The sequence below is a fragment of the Sulfurimonas sp. HSL-3221 genome (genome assembly GCF_021044585.1).
GTDB classification, from domain to species: Bacteria; Campylobacterota; Campylobacteria; order Campylobacterales; family Sulfurimonadaceae; genus Thiomicrolovo; species Thiomicrolovo sulfuroxydans.
Genome location: NZ_CP087998.1, coordinates 1,418,699 through 1,437,907, shown reverse-complemented (window position 1 = coordinate 1,437,907; position 19,209 = coordinate 1,418,699). Strand labels below are relative to the sequence as shown.

Annotated in this window: 15 protein-coding genes; 12 read left to right on the top strand and 3 right to left on the bottom strand. The window is 58.2% G+C overall.

The annotated features are described in order from the left end of the window. Positions 1–69 precede the first annotated feature (69 nt). The 3 genes from cutA to thrC are packed head-to-tail and all read left to right on the top strand — an operon-like array spanning position 70 to position 2,227. Entirely contained in the window at positions 70–390 is a 321-nt protein-coding gene (gene cutA, locus LOH54_RS07285) for a divalent-cation tolerance protein CutA (RefSeq protein WP_231018178.1), read from the top strand. After that, positions 387–701, top strand: a complete 315-nt coding sequence (locus tag LOH54_RS07280) for an MGMT family protein (RefSeq protein ID WP_231018177.1) — start codon at positions 387–389, stop codon at positions 699–701. The genes cutA and LOH54_RS07280 overlap by 4 nt, the downstream gene beginning before the upstream one ends. A gap of 56 nt (positions 702–757) precedes the next feature. Continuing rightward, entirely contained in the window at positions 758–2,227 is a 1,470-nt protein-coding gene (thrC, locus tag LOH54_RS07275) for a threonine synthase (RefSeq protein ID WP_231018176.1), read from the top strand. Here thrC and ppk2 read toward each other — a convergent pair. Next, positions 2,224–3,177 (bottom strand): polyphosphate kinase 2, encoded by a 954-nt coding sequence (gene ppk2, locus LOH54_RS07270; RefSeq protein ID WP_231018175.1) that lies wholly within the window; start codon positions 3,175–3,177, stop codon positions 2,224–2,226. The two genes, thrC and ppk2, sit on opposite strands and share 4 nt — an antisense overlap. Before the next feature lie 76 nt (positions 3,178–3,253). Here ppk2 and LOH54_RS07265 point away from each other — a divergent pair, with 76 nt between their 5' ends. Continuing rightward, positions 3,254–3,667, top strand: coding sequence for a VOC family protein (locus tag LOH54_RS07265; RefSeq protein WP_231018174.1), 414 nt, complete (start codon positions 3,254–3,256; stop codon positions 3,665–3,667). Here LOH54_RS07265 and LOH54_RS07260 read toward each other — a convergent pair. Next, positions 3,664–5,604, bottom strand: a complete 1,941-nt coding sequence (locus LOH54_RS07260) for a thioredoxin domain-containing protein (RefSeq protein ID WP_231018173.1) — start codon at positions 5,602–5,604, stop codon at positions 3,664–3,666. The genes LOH54_RS07265 and LOH54_RS07260 overlap by 4 nt on opposite strands. 170 nt (positions 5,605–5,774) lie before the next feature. Between LOH54_RS07260 and LOH54_RS07255 the strand changes: the two genes are divergently transcribed. From LOH54_RS07255 to LOH54_RS07230, 6 genes are all read left to right on the top strand, one after another. Continuing rightward, on the top strand, positions 5,775–7,151 hold the full coding sequence (locus tag LOH54_RS07255) for a TolC family outer membrane protein (RefSeq protein ID WP_231018172.1): 1,377 nt from the start codon (positions 5,775–5,777) through the stop codon (positions 7,149–7,151). Positions 7,152–7,180: 29 nt separating this feature from the next. Next, a complete protein-coding gene (locus LOH54_RS07250) occupies positions 7,181–7,837 on the top strand; it encodes a transglutaminase-like cysteine peptidase (protein ID WP_231018171.1) in 657 nt (218 codons plus the stop codon). Continuing rightward, entirely contained in the window at positions 7,834–9,738 is a 1,905-nt protein-coding gene (locus tag LOH54_RS07245) for a bifunctional diguanylate cyclase/phosphodiesterase (protein ID WP_231018170.1), read from the top strand. The genes LOH54_RS07250 and LOH54_RS07245 overlap by 4 nt, the downstream gene beginning before the upstream one ends. After that, entirely contained in the window at positions 9,739–11,892 is a 2,154-nt protein-coding gene (locus LOH54_RS07240) for a type I secretion system permease/ATPase (RefSeq protein ID WP_231018169.1), read from the top strand. It begins immediately after the preceding gene. Next, a complete protein-coding gene (locus tag LOH54_RS07235; RefSeq protein ID WP_231018168.1) occupies positions 11,885–13,273 on the top strand; it encodes an HlyD family type I secretion periplasmic adaptor subunit in 1,389 nt (462 codons plus the stop codon). Before LOH54_RS07240 ends, LOH54_RS07235 begins: the two co-directional genes overlap by 8 nt. 85 nt (positions 13,274–13,358) lie before the next feature. Next, positions 13,359–13,892, top strand: a complete 534-nt coding sequence (locus LOH54_RS07230) for a response regulator transcription factor (protein WP_231018167.1) — start codon at positions 13,359–13,361, stop codon at positions 13,890–13,892. A gap of 257 nt (positions 13,893–14,149) precedes the next feature. Here LOH54_RS07230 and LOH54_RS07225 read toward each other — a convergent pair whose 3' ends face one another. Then, complete coding sequence (locus LOH54_RS07225) at positions 14,150–15,277, bottom strand: hypothetical protein (protein ID WP_231018166.1); 1,128 nt, start codon at positions 15,275–15,277, stop codon at positions 14,150–14,152. 196 nt (positions 15,278–15,473) lie between these two features. On the opposite strand from LOH54_RS07225, the gene LOH54_RS07220 reads away from it, so the two are divergent. Next, positions 15,474–17,300 carry a glycoside hydrolase family protein gene (locus tag LOH54_RS07220; protein ID WP_231018165.1) on the top strand — a complete coding sequence of 609 codons (1,827 nt, stop codon included), beginning with the start codon at positions 15,474–15,476 and terminating at the stop codon, positions 17,298–17,300. Between the two features lie 105 nt (positions 17,301–17,405). Then, complete coding sequence (dsbD, locus tag LOH54_RS07215) at positions 17,406–19,208, top strand: protein-disulfide reductase DsbD (RefSeq protein ID WP_231018164.1); 1,803 nt, start codon at positions 17,406–17,408, stop codon at positions 19,206–19,208. The last annotated feature ends 1 nt before the right edge of the window (position 19,209 follow it).

Below are 19,209 nucleotides of genomic sequence, written 5' to 3'. Positions count from 1 at the left end.
CATTATATTTTATGATAGCTGTTCTTTTTCTGCGCACTCCGGTTTTTCCAGAAGCGTTATAATGAAGCTATGAAAACAGAATCGATTATCGTTTACTGCACCTGCCCCGATCCCGTCAGTGCGAAAGACATCGCCGAAGCCGTGGTGAAAGAGCGGCTCAGCGCCTGTGTCAACCGCCTGCCTGCTGTTATGTCGCACTACATCTTCAAAGGCGAATACTGCGAGGACGAGGAGGTGCTGCTGATCATCAAGACGACCGCCGATGCCTTCGAGCGTCTCAAAGCGCGCATTGAAACGCTGCATCCCTACGACGTACCCGAGATCATCGCGGCCCCCGTCGTCGCCGGCAACAGCGGTTACCTGGCGTGGCTGCAGGAGAGCGTGCAGTGAGCGGCACCCCTTTCCAGCGGGCCGTCTGGGACGCGCTCAAACGCATCCCCGAAGGAAGGGTGACGACCTACGGGGATCTGGCGGCGCATCTCGGCACGCGGGCCGTTCGCGCCGTCGGGACGGCCGTGGGCAAGAACCCCGATGCCCCGGATATTCCCTGCCACCGCGTCGTCCGCAGCGACGGCCGTATCGGCAGCTATTCGGGCGAGGGCGGGGTGAAGCGCAAGATTTCCCTGCTCGCTTCGGAAGGGGTGCAGGTAGGCGCGGGCAGGGTCATGGATTTTGCCGAAAAACGCCACCGCTTCGTTTAGGGCGCCTCTAACTACCGCTTCGCTATAATTGCGAAAATTTTTTCAAAGCGAAGATGATGCAGTTTATCGAGACACGTGGAAATGACGGAACCCATCCTTTAAAAGTGACCTTCTCCCAGGCTATTTTGAGCCCGATCGCCTCTTTCGGCGGCTTGTACGTCCCCGAAACCCTGCCGGAACTGGGCGAAGCGTTCCTGCAAAAGCACCTGGATAGCAGTTACAAGACGATGGCGAAGGATATGCTCACGCGTTTTGCGATCGACATCGACGAAGCGGTCATCGACGAGGCGCTTGCCCTTTACGACGCTTTTGACGACCCTTCCAACCCCGTGCCCGTCGTCAAGGTACGCGAAGACCTCTATGTCAGTGAACTCTACCACGGCCCGACCCGCGCCTTCAAAGATATGGCGCTGCAGCCCTTCGGCATTGTCCTCTCTTCCATCGCCCAGGCGCGCAACGAGAACTACCTTATTCTCGCCGCCACCAGCGGCGACACCGGCCCGGCGGCACTGGAGACCTTCAAAAACCGTGCCAACGTCAAGGTTGCGTGTCTCTACCCCGACGGCGGTACCAGCGACGTGCAGCGCCTGCAGATGGTCACGGAGGATGCGGAAAACCTGAAAGTCATCGGCATCAAGGGGAGCTTCGATGATGCACAGGGCGCGTTGAAGCAGCTGCTGGCATCCGAGACATTCAAAGCAGCCCTCAAGGAGAAGAGCACCTCCCTCTCCGCGGCGAACTCCGTCAACTTCGGCCGCATCATCTTCCAGATCATCTATCACATCCACAGCTACCTCGAACTGGTGCGCCAGGGCGAGATCACCATGGGCGAAAAGGTCTACCTGGACGTACCGAGCGGCAACTTCGGTAACGCCCTGGGCGGCTACTACGCCATGAAGATGGGACTGCCGGTCGAGAAGATCATCATCGCCTCCAACGAGAACAACGTCCTGACCCGCCTCATTACGACCGGAAAATACGACCTGCGCGACGCCCACGTCGTCGCGACGACCTCTCCGGCGATGGATATTCTCAAATCCTCCAACGTCGAGCGCGTCCTTTACGACCTCTTCGGCGAAGCGCGTACCAAAGAGCTGATGCGCTCCCTGGACGAGGAACACAACTACGAGCTCTGTTTCATGGAACTGGACAAACTCCAGGAGTTCTTCGCGGCGGATTACGCGACGGGCGACGAGGGCAAGGCCTATATCAAGGCGGCGTTCGCGGACGGCTACCTGATGGACCCGCATACGGCGACCTGTTTCAAAGCCTACGAGCACTGCGCGAAGAAGGAACTCAAAACCATCGCCTACTCCACGGCGGAGTGGACGAAGTTCTCCCCGACGATCGCGAACGCACTGACGGGCGAAGTCGATACGCACGACATCGACGCGCTCAACGCCATCGCTGCCGAAGCGAAGATCGGTATCCCGGCAATGATCAAGGCCCTCTTCGACAAGCCGGTCACCCAGAAGACCATTATCGAAAAAGAGCAGATCGAAGCGGAGATCCTGAACTTTATCTAACTCCCCTTTGCGGCCTTTTCGGGCTGCAGGGCAACGCTGCTGTCGAATTCGGCGATCATCCTGTCCGCCGAATAGAGCGTTTCTTTGTCCGTCTTCAACGTCTTCTTTCCGATCTTTTCCGAATAATTAATCTGTTTCAGTATGTGTTTGATGCAGTTCAGCCGCGCTTTTTTCTTCTTGTCCGCGTGGATGATCGTCCAGGGGGAGTGATCGGTGTGCGACGCCATGAACATGGAGTATTCGGCGATGGTGTATTTGTCCCAGAGCTCCTGCGAGCGGAGGTCGATGGGGGAGAGCTTGTAGTGTTTCAGGGGGTTGTTCTCGCGCTCTTTGAAGCGTTTGGCCTGCTCTTTTTTCGAGACGGAGAAGTAGAACTTCACGAGAATGATGCCGGCATTGACGAGCATCCGCTCGAACTGCGGGACTTCGTGCAGGAACTCCTGGTGCTCGTCCTGGGTACAGAAGCCCATCACAGGCTCAACCCCGGCACGGTTGTACCAGCTGCGGTCGAAGAGGACGATCTCGCCCGCACTGGGGAGGTGCTCGACGTAGCGCTGGAAATACCACTGCGTCTTTTCGACGTCCGAGGGCTTGTTGAGCGCCACGACGCGCGCGCCGCGGGGGTTGAGGTGTTCGGTGATGCGCTTGATCGTCCCGCCCTTGCCGGCAGCGTCGCGCCCCTCGAAGATGAGCAGCAGTTTCAGTCCCTGCTCTTTGACGTGTTTCTGCAGCTTCAGCAGTTCGATCTGCAGCTGCTTGAGCTCATCTTCGTAGTCAATCACGCTCTTGCGGATCCAGACGGCGACCCGCTTTTTGCCGTTCTTGTTGTGTTCGCGCCGCTCCCGCTCAAACGCCTCGCCGCTTTCGATCCTGCGGTCGTCGTGGACAATCTCTTTGAGGATCTCCCCTTGTTCCAGTTCCGTTCCCAGCATATCGTGCTTCGTGCCCATACACGCTCCTTTGGCTGATTATAGCACGGAAATTTAACTGTGATACAATGGCTCAAAAACGGTTGAGGAGGCAAACATGGCTAATCCGACAGAGCAAAATGGCATGTTCAGCTGGTTCGAGTTGGTGACAGACGACGTGGAAGGTTCGAAAGCATTTTACGGTGAATTGCTAGGCTGGCAGTTTGAGACCAATACGTCAACAGGAATGGAATACACATTGGTAAAGATAGACGGTGTCCCGCAGCCGGTGGCTGGAATGTTCGATAAAAGGCATATTACAGGTGAAGAGACGGATCGCATTCCGTCACACTGGGGGAATTACATTACTGTCGATGATGTCGATGCCGCTGCGGAGCGTGTCGCCGGACTCGGAGGCACCATTATTGTTCCGCCGAAAGATATTCCAGGCGTTGGACGCTTCGCGGTCATTCAAGATCCCCAGGGAGCCATCGTCTCGATCATCACTTATGCATATGTACCGATGGATTAAATCGCTGAGAACTTCTCCTTGATGGTCGGGGCGATCTCGTCGGCATTTTTGAGCTGCGCGAAACAGCTCTGTACGCCGCAGAGCATATAAGAATTGTCGTCGGTGGCCTTGACGTGGAGGTAGGGGTAGGTGACCGTTGAGAGCTCGCCCGCAGCGGAAGCCAGCAATTTGGCGTCGGCTTTGACAACGAGGTTCTCGAAGAGGTAGCGCAGCGCCTGGTTGAAGAGGTAGGGGAAGTAGATGGGCGTCTTCGCCAGGCGGGCCGAGTAGTACTCCAGGGTCTTGAAGGCGAAATGGCGGTACTTCTCTTCGACGAGGATACCGAGGCTCAGCAGCAGGTCGACCATGACGCCGACGGAGCCGGGGTAGGAGCTGTCGGTCGGGTCGGCGTCAGTGATGAACTCGCCCTTGCTAAAGTACCAGCGTCCGTTGTCGTAGAGGGTCTCTAGTGCGCGGTTGGCCATCTGTTGCGCCTGCATGAGGTAGGTGTCGTCGTAGGTCGCTTCGTAGGCCTTGACGAAAGCGGTCCCGAGGTAGGCGTAATCCTCCAGGAAAGCGCCTATTTTGGGCGTACTGTGGATGAGGGCCGTGTGGTAGAGCGTGCCGTCCGGCATCAGGAAACCCTGCAGGGCTTTGAGGGCCGTCACCGCTTTTTTGATATAGACAGAGTCGCTCTTGCCGAGCTCGAAGAGGCCGCGGATCATCATCGCGTTCCAGGAGGTCTGGATCTTGCGGTCGATAAAGGGGTATTCGCGCTCCGTACGCAGACGGAGGAAGACGTCACGAACAGGGGCGAACCACTCGGGGCGTTCGACGGGTTCGGAGAGCCAGAGGATGTTCTTGCCCTCGAAGTTGCCGCCCGGTGTGACGTGGAGGGTCTCCAGGATCGCATCGGCGTCATCTTCGGCAAACCCGTCCTCGATGAGTGCTGCCCTGGCGACGTCGTACGCGGTGATGAAGTAGGTACCTTCCTCCCCCTCGCTGTCGGCGTCGCTGGCAGAGTAGAAGAGGCCGTCTTCTTGCATCTTCGCTGCCATGAAGTCGGCGATCTCCGTAGCTGTGCGGGTATAGGAGGCATCATCGAACATCCGCCCGGCCCGGGCATAGAGCTCGCAGAGCAGCCCGTTGTCGTAGGCCATCTTCTCGAAGTGCGGCACCAGCCACTGCGGGTCGACGCTGTAGCGGCAGAACCCGCCGTCGACGAGGTCGTATATCCCGCCGCGGTGCATTGTGGAGAGGGTCTGCAGCAGCATCTTCTTCGCGTCGGCGTCGTTTTGCAGCAGCACAATGTCGAGCAGGGCGTTCAGCGTGGAGGTGTGCGGGAATTTCGGCTGTTGGGAGAAGCCGCCGTAGGTGCTCTCGAAGTTGTGCAGCGCCTGTTTGACGAAACCGGTGGCCAGGGAGGGCTTCAGGACCGTCGCCTCTTTCGGCCGCGCTTCGGGTTTCAAGTAGTTCTGGATCTCGTCGGCGTTCTGGAAAAGTTTCTCGTCCCCTTCGGCCACCTTCGTCGCGATGATCTCCGTCAGTTCCGTAAAGCCAAGCATCCGCTCGCGCGTGGTCGGCGGGATGTAGGTGCCGGCATAGAAGGGTTTGTTGTCGGGGGTGCAGAAGATGGAAGCGGGCCAGCCGCCCGCACGGCGGTTGAGCAGCTGGTGCACTTCCTGGTAGTACTTGTCGAGGTCGGGGCGCTCTTCGCGGTCGACCTTGATGCTGATGAAGTGCTCGTTCAGGTAGGCGGCAATGGCCTCGTTTTCGAAGACCTCGTGTTCCATGACGTGGCACCAGTGGCAGCTGCTGTACCCGATGGAGATAAAGATCGGACGCTTCTCGTCGCGGGCACGCCTAAAGGCCTCGTCGCACCAGGGGTACCAATCGACGGGGTTGTTTTTGTGCTGCTGCAGGTAGGGGGAGTCTTCGTTGGCGAGTCTGTTGGGCATGGGCGGTCCGTCTCCGTTGGATTAGTGGGGCATTATATACAATCTGCTGCTTAATTAAAAAAAGAAGATCAATGGAAATTATTACATTATGTTTCTGTAAGGTTGAAACGGGCTATAATCCTTTTAAGGACAGTTTCAATAACTGGCAAATCAAGTGCAAAGGATCGACGATGAAACATAAGGGAATACTTGGGATTCTGCCTTTCCTACTGGCAACGGCAGGTCACGGATTGACATTGGAAGAAGCGTATCGGACAGTGGTGGACACCAATCCGGAAATCCGGCAGCGCATTGAGGATTACCGTGCCGTCGAAGAGGATAAAACGATCGCATTCGCTGATTACCTCCCGGTAGTAGATCTGCAGGGATCCGTCGGTTTAAAGCATGACGAAGGTTCCATCGGGCCAATCGGTCCCAATGTGGACTCAGACACCTACATGCATACGGAAGCGTTCGTCCGGGCGCGCGAAAACCTTTTCCGCGGTTTCTCGACGATGCACGACGTCGCACAGCAGGATGCGAGACTGCTCTCCGCGGAGTACTCGCTGATGGAAAAAGTGAGCCAGCTCGGCCTTACCATGATCGAAAGCTATCTGGGCGTGCTGAAGCAGAAGCAGATCCTCGCCCTGACGCTGGAGAACCGCGACACGCACCAGCGCTACTATGACATGATCAAAGAGCGTCTCGAAGCCGGCGTGGGCGCACAGTCGGATATGGAACAGATCTCCGGCCGTCTCGCACTGGCCGAGTCGAACGTCAAGGTCGCCATCAACAATTTCGAAGATGCGCAGACGAACTTCAAGCGTATCTACGGCGAAGCGGTCGACCCCGAGGATATGATGGAAGCGAAGGTCAACGCTGCGTTGATGCCGATGAGTATTGATGCGGCGGAAAAAACGGCGCTTCAGTATTATCCGACCCTGATGGCCAGCCGTAAAAACATCAAGGCGGCGCAGGAGGCATACAGCCAGGCGGCTTACACCTACTATCCGAGCGTCGACCTGGAGGTCAAACAGTCCCATGTCAACAATGACAGGACAGGTGATTACGCATGGCGCACGGATTCGGGCGACGAGAACGAATTCAGCGTGCAGCTGGTCGCATCGTGGAATATCTATAACGGCGGTGCGGATGTCGCCGGCCGCAAAAAAGCGCTCGCTTCCGCTTTCAACGCCTCCGAAAAAATGATGGAGAACCAGCGCCTTGTTTTTGAGCGTCTGAACTACTCCTGGGCGGCCAAAACCCGTATTACGGAGCAGCTGGCATATCTGAAAGAGCACCGTGACTTCACACAAAGGACCCTGCAGGCGTACAACGAAGAGTTCCGCCTCGGACGCCGGACGCTTCTGGACGTGCTGGATGTCGAGAACGAGTACTACACCTCCCGCAAGGCTTACGTCTCTACCCTGTACGATGAGCAACTGGCCGAATACCGGGTCATTGAAAACGTCGGGAGCCTGCCGCTGGTCGCGGAGGTGAAGCCCGAAGAGGTCCTGGCCCTGAAACGCGATGCGATGGCACCGACTGAGGTCCCGGCGTCTGAATAGACGCGGGACGGTCAAAGGCGGTTTTTGATTTGCTCAGGTATTTCGCACTTCTTTCGCTCCTTCTAGGATGTGCAGGACAGGGTGCCACGCAGACTCCCATCGGGGAGAAGGCGTCGGCAGGGCATGCAGCCGTCAACGCGAACGAACAGGATTATTTCGCCCGGAAACGCTTGGAAGCGATGGAGCGAATGCTCAACGGCCTCCGGGACAAGAGTGAAATGGAAAAGCTCAAAGGGGTCAACGACTTCTTTAACCGCGTCCGTTTTGTTTCCGACATCCAAAACTGGGGTGTTGAGGACTACTGGGCGCGCCCGAGCGAATTCCTCGCGCGGGACCAGGGGGATTGCGAGGATTACGTCATCGCAAAGTATTTTGCCCTGAAACGGCTCGGTGTCCCCGAAAAAAAGCTCTTCTTTACCTACGTGAAGGCCGTCAAGTTCAACCAGGCGCATATGGTGCTGACCTATTACGCAGACCCGAAAGCGGTACCGCTGGTCCTGGATAATCTCAATTACCGCATTTTCCCGGCAACGAAACGCAAAGACCTCGTCTATGTCTACAGTTTCAACGCGGAGTCCCTCTTTTTGAATACGCAGCAGGGAAGAGGCAAAACACTTTCAGGCGGGAAGTCGCGCAATAAGGCGTGGGCTGCATTCCTGCAACGCATTGAAAAGGAGGGATTGTGACACTCTTTAAAGAGATCACGCTGGCGATGTCTATTCTGGTGATAGCGCTGCTGGCGATGACGATGTTCAGCAACTACCGGACGAACGTCCGTTTCATCGAGGAGCAGCTCTATACCAGTGCGCGCAACACCGCTTCGTCCCTGGGGCTGGCGATCAGCCGGGCGTCCGACGGCCAGGATGTCGCGATGGCCGAAACGATGATCAACGCGGTGTTTGACAGCGGACTTTACGAAGCGATCGTCTACCGCAACGTCGATGGAAAGGTGCTCTACGAACGCCATACGCCGCTGATCCTCGATGACGTGCCGACATGGTTCGTCGACAGCATCGCTCTGCCGCCTGCGTCCGCTTCCGTGCCCGTGGGCAGGGAGTGGATGCAGGTCGGAGAGCTTCAGATCGAAGGACACCGCGGCAACGCCTATACCCAGATGTGGGATGTACTCAAAGAAGTGCTCGTCAGTTTCTTCATCCTGAGCCTGCTGGCCATGGGCGGGATCTACTTTATGCTGAAGATCGTGCTGCGTTCGCTCGATGCGGTCCGCGAACAGGCGGAAGCCGTCTCGGGGAACCGTTTTATCATCCAGGAGTCGCTGCCGAGAACCAGGGAGTTCCGGGATGTGGTCCAGGCCATCAATACCCTGGTGTTTAAAGTGAAGGAGGTTTTCAAGAAGGAGGCCGACGCCGTCGCCCGCTACAATACGCTCCTGTATGAAGACCGCCAGACCCACCTGAAAAACCGCGATTTCTTTATGATGAAACTGGGCAGCCTGATGTCGGGGGAAGACCGCTTCTCCGCCGGCTATGTCGCCGCGCTGCAGCTGTGCGACCCCGACAAGGTGAAACATGAAGAGGGAGGATACGTCCTGCAGAAGGTGCTCTCCTTTATCGGCGACATTGCCCGCGGCATCGTCAACGGGGTCGAAGAGGGGGTCGCCTGCCGGGTTCGCGAATTCGAAGTGATCCTTATCCTCCCGTCGCTGGAGGAGTCGGATGTTTCGGCGCTGCTCACCTCGGCGGCTGAGAGCTGCAAGGGGGCCGGCTACTGCGTGACGATCGCCGCGGCGGCGTACCGTACCGGCGAAACCCCTTCTGACCTCCTGAGCCATCTCGATTACGCGCTGATGCAGGCGGAAGCCGGCGGGGCCGTACCGGTTCTCTACCGCGAAAAGCACGATCATGTGCCCTCATGGGGACACGACGAGTGGCGGAAACATCTGCGCGATGCGATGCAGTTCGACCGTTTTGTGACCGTGTACCAGCCCGTTGTCGCCCGCAGCGGGGAGACGGTGCAAAAAGAGCTCCTGCTGCGCCTGGAGCTCGAAGGCGAGCTGCTCAACGCCGGGGCATTCATTCCGGTCGTTTCGCACCTCGATCTGCTCGAAGAGCTTGACCGTTACGTCCTTGACAAGATGGGCAAGACCTTTCATGCCGTCGAGGTTGCGGTGAACGTTTCGGAGGATTTTATCGCCCACAGCTCCACGATCGGATGGTTGTCCGCCAGAAAAGATGCCTGGGACGATAATACGCTGGAACTGGCGTTCGAGGTCTCCAACAGCACGGTGCTGAGCGCGCCGGAGCCCGCGGCGGCTTTCTCCATGTTCGTTCAGAAGCAGGGATGGCGTTTCGGCATCGACCACTTTACGGTCGAATCCGAAAAAGATCTGACCTTCCTGCAGCGTGTCAAACCCTCCTACCTGAAGATTGACGCGGCGTACCTGCTCTCCCTGGTCGGTTCCGAGAGCAAACGCGAATCGGCGCTCTTTACCATTGCCAGGCTGATCGACATCGATTTGATCGCGACGGGAGTCGACAGCGAGGAGACGGCAACAAGCCTGTACGAGCACGGCATCGAGCGGCTGCAGGGCTTCTGGATCGGCAAACCGGACAAGGGGGCGGTGTAGATGGGCGAACACAATCGTTCCGGGCTGCTTGATGCCCTGTTGGCCGTTGCAAAACTCTATCACCAGGAAGTGACCGCGGAGATCGTCCTGGCGGGGTTGCCGGTCGACCCGGAGGACCCGAAACTGTTCGAGCCCGACCCCCAGCGCTCCCGTTCGCTTTTTAGCCGGGCGGCGGAAAAGGCGGGCTTCGCCAGTACCCTTCAAAAGAAATCCCTGCGCAAAATCGCACAGCACCTGCTGCCGTGCATCCTCATTCTGAAAGAGGATCGTGCCTGCGTGCTGCTCGAGTTTGACAAAGAGATGGAGTATGCGAACGTGCTGCTTCCCGGCGTTCCCGAGCAGGAGGGGTGGATTCCCATCGAACACCTGGAAGCGGAGTACCTCGGGTACTGTTTCCTGATGAAAAAGAATTTCGGGTTCAGCCTGGAAGCGCAGGAAGAGAAGGAAGAGGACGACGAAAGGCACTGGTTCTGGAGTACGCTGTCGCGCACGAGAACGATCTATATGGACATTCTGGTCGGCTCCTTCCTGGTCAATCTGTTTATTCTGATATTGCCGCTGTATATGCGCAACGTTTTTGACCGGGTGATCCCGAACACGGCCCTCGATACGCTCTGGGTCCTCACCTACGGTGTCGTGGCCATCTTCGTCCTCGAAGCCTTTTTGCGTTTTTTGCGGAGCTACTTTATGGAGATCGCGGCGAAGAAGAGCGACGTGATCATGTCTTCGAAGATTTTCGAGCACGTCATGGATATGAAGCTCTCCGAGCAGATCGGTTCCGTCGGCGCGTTTTCAAGCGACCTGAAACAGTATGAGAGCATCCGGAACTTTCTGACCTCGACCGTCGTGACGACCCTCGTCGACCTCCCGTTTTCGATTCTTTTCTTGTTGGTGGTTTACTGGGTCGCCGGCAATGTCGTCTATATCCCGCTGATGACGATCGTCCTTATCGTCGTGTACGCCTACCTTATAAAAGGACCGATCCGGACGAGCATCCGCAACTCCAACCAGGCATCGGCGGTGAAAAACAGCATTCTGCTCGAAAGCCTCAACGCCATCGAAACGATCAAGGCCTTCAATTACAACAGCGTCATGCAGTGGAAGCTGGAGGAGGCAACGGGGAACATCGCCCAGCGGGGGCTCAAATCCCGCGTCCTCAACGGCTCCATCGCGACGGCGACCTCCTTTCTGATCCGCGTACAGACGGTCGCCGTGATCGTGGCCAGCGTCTACATGATCCACCAGGGTATCCTGACGACGGGGGGATTGCTGGTCGCCTACATCCTTTCGTCGCGGGCCGTCAACCCCGTCGGAAAACTGGTGATGCTGATTTTGCAGTTCAACAAAGCCCGCGCGGGCTTCCGCGCAATCGAGAAGGTGATGGGAAGCGCCGTCGAACACCCCAAAGAGCGGGAGTTTATCAGCGCCAGCCATTTCAAGGGAAAGATCGATTTCGTCAATGTCGATTTCGCCTACCCCGATTCGGCACGCAATGCCCTGCATGACGTCTCGTTTACGATCGAACCCGGCGAACACGTCGCCATCATGGGAGAGATGGGCTCGGGCAAGACGACCATCATCAACCTGCTGATGGGCTTTTATGCCCCCAAGGAGGGGATGATCCTCGCGGACGACGTCGAGATGGATCAGTACGCCCCGGCGGAGCTGCGCAAGCAGATCGCCTACGTTCCCCAGGAGATCGTTCTGCTGCAGGGGACGATCAAGGAGAACATCGCCCTGAAGCATCCCGGCATCGATTCGCACGAGATCGTCGAGGCGGCGCGCCTGAGCGGCGCCCTGCGCTACATCAATCTCAACCCCGACGGCTTCAATATGAAGATCAAGGAGAAGGGACAGAACGTTTCGGGCGGGCAGCGTCAGAGCATCGGGATCGCTCGGGCCCTGATCGACGATTTCTCCTTGGTTCTCTTTGACGAGCCGACCTCGCACCTGGACGAAGAGAGCGAGCGTATCGCCATCCTCGGGATCTCCCAGAAGATCAAGGGGAAGACGGCGCTCTTCGTGACGCACAAAGACGCCGTTTTGGAACTGGTCGAGCGCATCATCCTGCTCGAGCGCGGGGAGGTCGTGATGGACGGTACGAAGGCGGAGGTCCTCGCCTACCTTAAAAAGTCGGAGGTGCACAGTGCTTGACAGTTCCATGCTCTCCAGCCGGCCGCCGAAGCGGCCTTCCGACAAGAGTGATCTGCGTCCCCGGGTCGTTTCGGAGGAGGAGCTGGCCTATCTCAACAGCCGCAGCGCGGCGGTGCTGGAGCGTACGGCCCTGCATTCGCGGCTTTTTCTCTGGATCATGCTGCTGACAGTGGCGGTTTTCATCGTCTGGGCGGATCACGCGATGATCGACGAGGTCGTCAAGGGCAACGGCAAGATCGTGCCGAGCAGTCAGATCAAGCCGATCCAGAACCTCGAAGGGGGGATCGTCAAGGAGATCCTCATCAAAGAGGGCGACCTGGTCAAAAAAGGCGAACCGCTGCTGAAGATGCAGGACATCTACTTCAGTTCGACGGTGGAGAAGACCCGGCTGGAGTATGACGAACTTTATGCCCGCGCGGTCCGTCTGCGGGCGGAGGCCCACGGGACGGCTTTCCTCGAACCCGAGACAAGCGACCCGGCGCAAAAGGTGCTGATCGAGAAGGAGCGCAGTCTTTTCACGAGCAACCGGAAACAGCTCAAAAAGAGTATCGCGGTGCTCGACGCGCAGATCGTCCAGCGCAGCAGCGAGCTCAAAGAAGCGCGGGAGCACTACGTCGAGCTTGAGCGGGAGATGGAACTGGTCCGGAAGGAGATCGAGATCAACAAACCTCTGGTCGAAAAGCGGATCGTGCCCGAGGTCGACTATATCAAGCTGCAGCGCGATGCCAACAACGTTCAGCAGTCCCTGACGACGACAAGACACCAGATTACGTCGACGCGGGCGATGATCGACGAGGCGAAGAGCAAACGCGACGAAGCCGAGCTCGCCTTCCAGAACCGTGCCAAGGAGGAGCTCAACGGCATCGAGGCACAGATGCAGCGGATCAAGGAGTCCCAGGCGGCACTCGAGGACCAGGTGAGCCGGACGTTGGTGCGCTCGCCCGTCGACGGGATCGTCAAGCGCCTCTATGTCACAACGATCGGCGGGGTCGTGACGCCGGGAATGAAGATGATGGACATCCTGCCGACGGGGGATTCGCTGCTGGTCGAAGTCAAGGTCCATCCGCGCGATATCGCCTTTTTGTACCCCGATCAGCGCGCGGTGATCAAGATTACGGCCTATGATTTCGCCATCTACGGGGGACTCAGCGGCCGGGTCGTGCGGATCAGCCCGGACTCCATTAACGAAGCCGACGGCAAAACCTACTACCAGGTCTGGATCGAAACGGACAAAACCTTCCTCGGCACGGTGGAGAATCCGTTGAAGCTGATTCCGGGTATGGTCGTCAACGCAGAGATCATCACGGGCAAAAAGAGCATTCTCGACTATATTCTTCAACCGCTGCTGCGTACGAAAGACAATGCCTTCAAGGAGCGATAGGATGAAACGACTTTACCTCTATTCAAGGCGGGATTCTGTGCTTAAACACTGGAAAACCGGGATGTCGCGGTTGTATGATCTGCAGATGTTTCAGGATCTGGGAGCGCTCTACGGCGCGTTGGACAAAGCGCATCCCACAGTCGTGCTGTTCGATTACGACGGCAACATCGGTGAGATAGAGGAGCTGCTCCAGTTTCTCAAGGGGACGAAGAGCGCCGTGATGGCGATGAACAGCAGCCCCGTCTATTCGGACGGAATACTGCTGCTCAAAGAGGGGGCACGCGCCCTGCTGAACACCTACGCTTCGCCCAACAATATCAATCAGGCCGTGAAGGCCGTCGTCGGCGGCAATATCTGGCTCTACCCGGAGTTTATCCAGATGATGATCCGACAGAACAGTATGATGGCAGCCCAGCATCACGAGGCGCTTGACCCGCTTTCAGCGCGGGAGCGCGAGCTGGCGGAGATGGTGGCACTGGGGATGAGTAACAAGGAGATCGGCCAGACGGCGGACATCACGGAACAGACGGTCAAGACCCATTTGAAGACGGTGTATGAGAAGCTTGGCGTGGCCAGCCGGCTGGAGCTGGCCATTATGGTCAATAACGCCAGGCGATAACAAATTCATACGAAAGTAGTATTGAGCTGTGGGACGGTTAATGCCTATAATACAGCTAAGATACATCAAAAGGAGATGAGATGGCAACTGCAATCGGAATGGTAACGGCAATTGAAGGCGTTGTGAAAGTGATTGGACCGGGCGGCCACGAAAGGATCGCTGTATCCGGGGATATCATCCACGAAAATGACATCGTGATCACCGGCGAAGGCGGGATCGTCCTGAGTCTTGATAACGGCCATACCGTTGAGATCGGCTCACACGAACATGTCGTACTCGACAGCAGCGTAACAGTCGATACGGCGGAAAACGATGCGCTGATCGGTGATGTTACCGCCCTCGAAACCGCCCTGATGGGTGGCGATATGGGTGCGACTGCAGCAGGTCAGGGCGGTGGCCAGGGCAGCGGACTGAGCAACGGCGCCATCTATGAACAGCGTGATGACGCGCGGGGTGACGTCGGTGCCGATCAGGAGGGTGACGAAGTGGGTGCCCGTGGTTTTGCGAGCGCAGATATCGGCAATCCGGCGGATGCCCGTCCGGCGGCTGATACCGATACGGATACAGACACTGACACCGATACGGATACAGATACAGACACCGATACTGATACAGACACGGATACAGATACAGACACCGATACGGACACTGACACCGATACGGATACAGACACCGATACGGATACAGACACAGACACCGACACTGACACCGATAACGATGATGACGATGACGACGATGACGATGACGATGGCAACAACGGTCACGGTAATGACGATGACCACGATGACGACAGCAACCCGGGTCAGGGCGGCGGCGGCCATGGTGCCGATACGGACGATGATTCCGACGATGACGATGACGGCAACAACGGCCACGGCAACGACGATGACCATGACGACGACAGCAACCCGGGTCAGGGTGGCGGCGGTCACGGTGCCGACACGGACGATGATTCCGACACGGATACTGACACGGATATAGACACCGATACGGATACCGACACTGACACGGATACAGACACCGATACGGATACCGACACTGATACGGATACTGATACGGATACAGACACGGATGACGATGACGGCAACAACGGCCACGGCAACGACGATGACCACGACGACGACAGCAACCCGGGTCAGGGCGGCGGCGGTCACGGTGCCGATACGGACGATGATTCCGACACGGATACTGACACCGATACGGATACAGACACAGACACCGATACAGACACCGATACGGACACAGACACCGATACGGACACAGACACCGACAGTGATACTGACACTGACACCGATACGGACAGCGATGACGACCATGATAACGGTCACGGCAACGATGAGGACCATGACGACGACAGTAACCCCGGACAGGGCGGCGGTGGCCATGGTGCGATGGATGCGGAGGACTTCGACCTCTTCGACGACAGCGATCTGGACGATCTGGATGTGGATCCGGATCCGGACAGCGTTGTCTAAGCGGCGGGCTCGTCCCGCTCCGCTTTTACCAAAGGGTGCCTATCTGGCATTTTTTTGTAAGAGCTGATAACAGCATGGATGCCCGAGGGCATGTGAAGGAGAAGGGATGACGGTACCGCACGCGGTCTCCGGCGTGGAAACAGCAGATGAGATGCAGTTTTTTGGGGCGCTTCGGAAGATGCTAGCGGGAGAGCCCTCGGAATTTCTGCTTCCCAAACGGTTTGCACGGAGCTTTGATCCCTCCTGCTCGCAGCTTTATGTTACGCTTTTCCAGCGCGGCGAGAAGCCGTTGCGCTGGGGATCGCGGCGCCGTTCGCTGGCGGAGGGCATACGCCGCGCCGTGGCGGGAGTGCGCAAACGCAAAGGCTTTGAGGCCTTCCATGTTTCCGACCCCTCCGTCTGTCGGATCATGGTCGAGATGGTGACAGAGGAGGTGCCCTGCCGTCTGGAAGAGCTGACGTGGATGGAGGTGTCGCCGGCACGATATGAGCCCGGGGTGACGGGCGTGCGCTGCGTGTATGAGGGGAAGGTGCGTTACGTCATGCCCTCCGATGCCGTGACCCACAGCATCATGAGCGTGACGCAACTGCTGGACTTCCTTGCCAGGCGTTTCGGTCTGGCACAAAAGGGGCAGGATGAGGAGCAACGCGCCGCGATGATGCGCGGAGTGCCGCTGCAGTGCAGTCTCCTGAAAAGCGTTGCCGTCATCACCTATGAAGAGAAATCCCTTCCACTGTACCGGGGGCTGCCGGCGCCTTTTGCCCTTTCGGCCGGCGCCGTGGAGAGCGTGCTGCGCGAGAGCATCGGCTGGCTGGCGGACAATATGCGGCGCGACGGACGCTTCCTCTACTATTACGATCCCTTGCGCGACAGCGAAGCCGATTTTCAGCACCCGAAGAACCCGGCGTATTACAACATTCTGCGCCACAGCGGCGCGACGATCACCCTGCTCGAGGGGTATACGCTCTTCAAAGAGCGCCGTCTGCTGGAGGCGGCGCGCCGCTCCATCGATTATTTCGTAACGACGCTGCAAGAAGAGGAAGATGCGGAGGGGTATCGCTGCTACCCCTTCTATAACAAGAAGTCCAAGCTCGGGGGTGCCGGCATAGGGCTGGCCGCCCTGATGCGCTACCGGCATCTCAGCGGCGACGGGCGTTACGGGCGCTATGAAGAGGGACTTGTAGGGCACCTGCTCAGCCGCATCGACGGGGAGGGGGAGTTGATCGGCTACTACCGCCATCCGCGTTTCGGGAAGGGGGCGCCGCTGGTCGGCATCGATGACAAGACGAAGCGGGGCCTCTTCTCCTTTTACTACCCCGGCGAGGCGCTGCTTGGCCTGGCGCTTTTCCATGCATACGGCGACGGGTCGGATGAATTGAAAGCGCGCATCCGGCATGAGAGCCGCCGGGCACTTGATTTTCTCATCCATATCCGTCCGAAGCGCTATGCCGATCTCTTCGAGCCGCTGCCGGCGGACAGCTGGCTGATGCAGGCGATCGAAGCCTGGGACGGGATCGAAGGCGTCGTCACCGATGCCCACCGGGCCTTCGTATACGGGGACGCGGCTCAGATGATCCGCCATATGTACACGCCTGATGATGCGCTCTGTCCCGATTATGCCGGCGGTTTTTACTACCGTTTCGGTGACCACGTCTACCATGACGGTTCACGCTGCGAAGGGCTGATGGCGGCCTTCCGGCTGGCGCGGCAGCGCGGTGAAAAGGCGCAGATGACGCACATCCTCGGTCCCATGCTCCTGGCGGCGCGGGGGCTGCTCGCCACCTTCAATACGCCCGAATCCGCGTACGCCCACCGCTACCCCGAGCGCAGCGTCGGCAGCTTCCGTTTCAAACTGACGCGCCAGTGGATCCGTGTCGATGCCGTGCAGCATGCCGCCTGTTTCTACGCCCGACTGCTCCCGATCCTGAAGTGACATGCCCGCGCTGAAAGCTTAACCCCCCGCAGATGGGGACGTGTTACTGTTTTGTTTTTGCTTCTTGCGCTAAAATGTGGGCCAATTTCGTCACAAAGGCTTTCTGTGAAACGGTTCCTCGCGTTTTTTACCCTGCTTTCGGCGACGCTCCTCTTCGCCTTTCAGAGCAGTTTCCTGATGCCCGAAGAGGCATTCAAGCCCAAGGCTTCCCTGCTTGACAACCAGCACATCGCCATCGACATCGAACTGGGCGAGGGCATCTATGTCTATGCGGACAAGCTCGATGCCAAAGTCAAGGCGCCCTCTGGGGTCTCCATCTCCGAAGTGAAGGTCAACAGCGTTGCGGAAGAGCATGACGGCGACATGGTCCACCTTCACAACGTACCCGTCGAGATTATCCTCACATCGTCGCAGAAAACGGGCATAGTCCCCGTCACCGTCGCTCTCGCGTTCCAGGGCTGTTCGGAGCGCGGGCTCTGTTACGAGCCACAGAACAAAGAGTACACCTTCGACGTCGACCTCGCCAAACTTGGATCGGCGGCTGCCGAAGCACCTGAAAAGCCGAAGGCTCCGGCCGCCGCGCAGGGTGAGAGCGAAACGGACATCATCGTCGATACGCTCAAAGGCGGCAGCCTCTGGGCGATCCTGGCCCTCTTCTTCGGCTTTGGACTTGCACTTTCGCTGACCCCGTGCATCTTTCCGATGATCCCGATCCTCTCCTCCATTATCGTGTCGCAGGGGGAGAGGCTGACGGCCCGTCGCGGGTTCACCCTTTCGCTGGTTTACGTCCTGGCGATGGCCTTCGCCTATACGATCGCCGGGATCATGGCCGGCCTTTTCGGAGAGAACCTGCAGGTGATCTTGCAAAACCCGTGGGCCATCGGGGCATTCGCGCTGATCTTTGTTGCGCTGGCATTTTCCATGTTCGGGTTTTACGAGATCGGGCTCCCGGCGACGCTGCAGACGCGTCTGTCGCGTTTTTCGGACAAGGCGGGTGAAAAGGGCGGATTTACCGGCGTCGCGGTGATGGGCTTTTTGAGTGCGCTTATCGTCGGCCCCTGCGTGGCCCCCGGCCTGGCGGCGGCGCTGATTTACATCGGCCAGACGGGCAATGCGGCTCTCGGCGGCGTCGCCCTCTTTGTCATGAGCCTCGGGATGGGGGTCCCGCTGCTGCTCATCGGCCTGGGCGCCGGCAGGTTCATGCCGAAACCGGGCGGCTGGATGAACATTGTCACGGAGGTCTTCGGCGCCGTGATGATCGGTGTCGCCATCTGGATGGTATCGCGGGTGATCCCGGACTGGATCACGATGATGCTCTGGGCGATCTACTTCATCGTCGCCGCCGTCTACCTCGGGGCTTTCGAACCGATCCACGGCGGCGTCCGCCGTTCAATGCACTCTTTTATCAAGGCGATCGGCATCGTCTTCATGCTTTACGGCACGATCCTGCTCGTCGGGGCGCTTTCGGGGGGGACGTCGATGACACACCCTCTCAAAGGGTTTGAAGTCAAAATGTGCACGCAGGACACCGCTGCTGCGCCTGTCGCTGCAACAGAGGTGGCCTTCGAGGTGATCCACTCCGAAGCGGAACTGGAGCAGGTCATCGCCGCCAACAAAGGGAAAAAGGTGATGCTGGACTTTTCCGCCACGTGGTGCGCGGCCTGCCAGGAGTATGCGGAGATCACCTTCGCCGACCCGCGTGTCGTGGCGGCTCTGCAGGATTTTGTCCTGGTGCAGGCGGACGTGACGGAGAACAGCGACCCCGAACGGGCGCTGACGAAAAACTTCGGACTTTACGGCCCTCCGGGCATCCTCTTCTTTGATGAAACAGGGAAACTGATGAAGGAGAAGACGCTGATCGGCTACAAGCCGCCCGAAGCTTTCCTGGAACACCTGCGCTCGCTCTAAC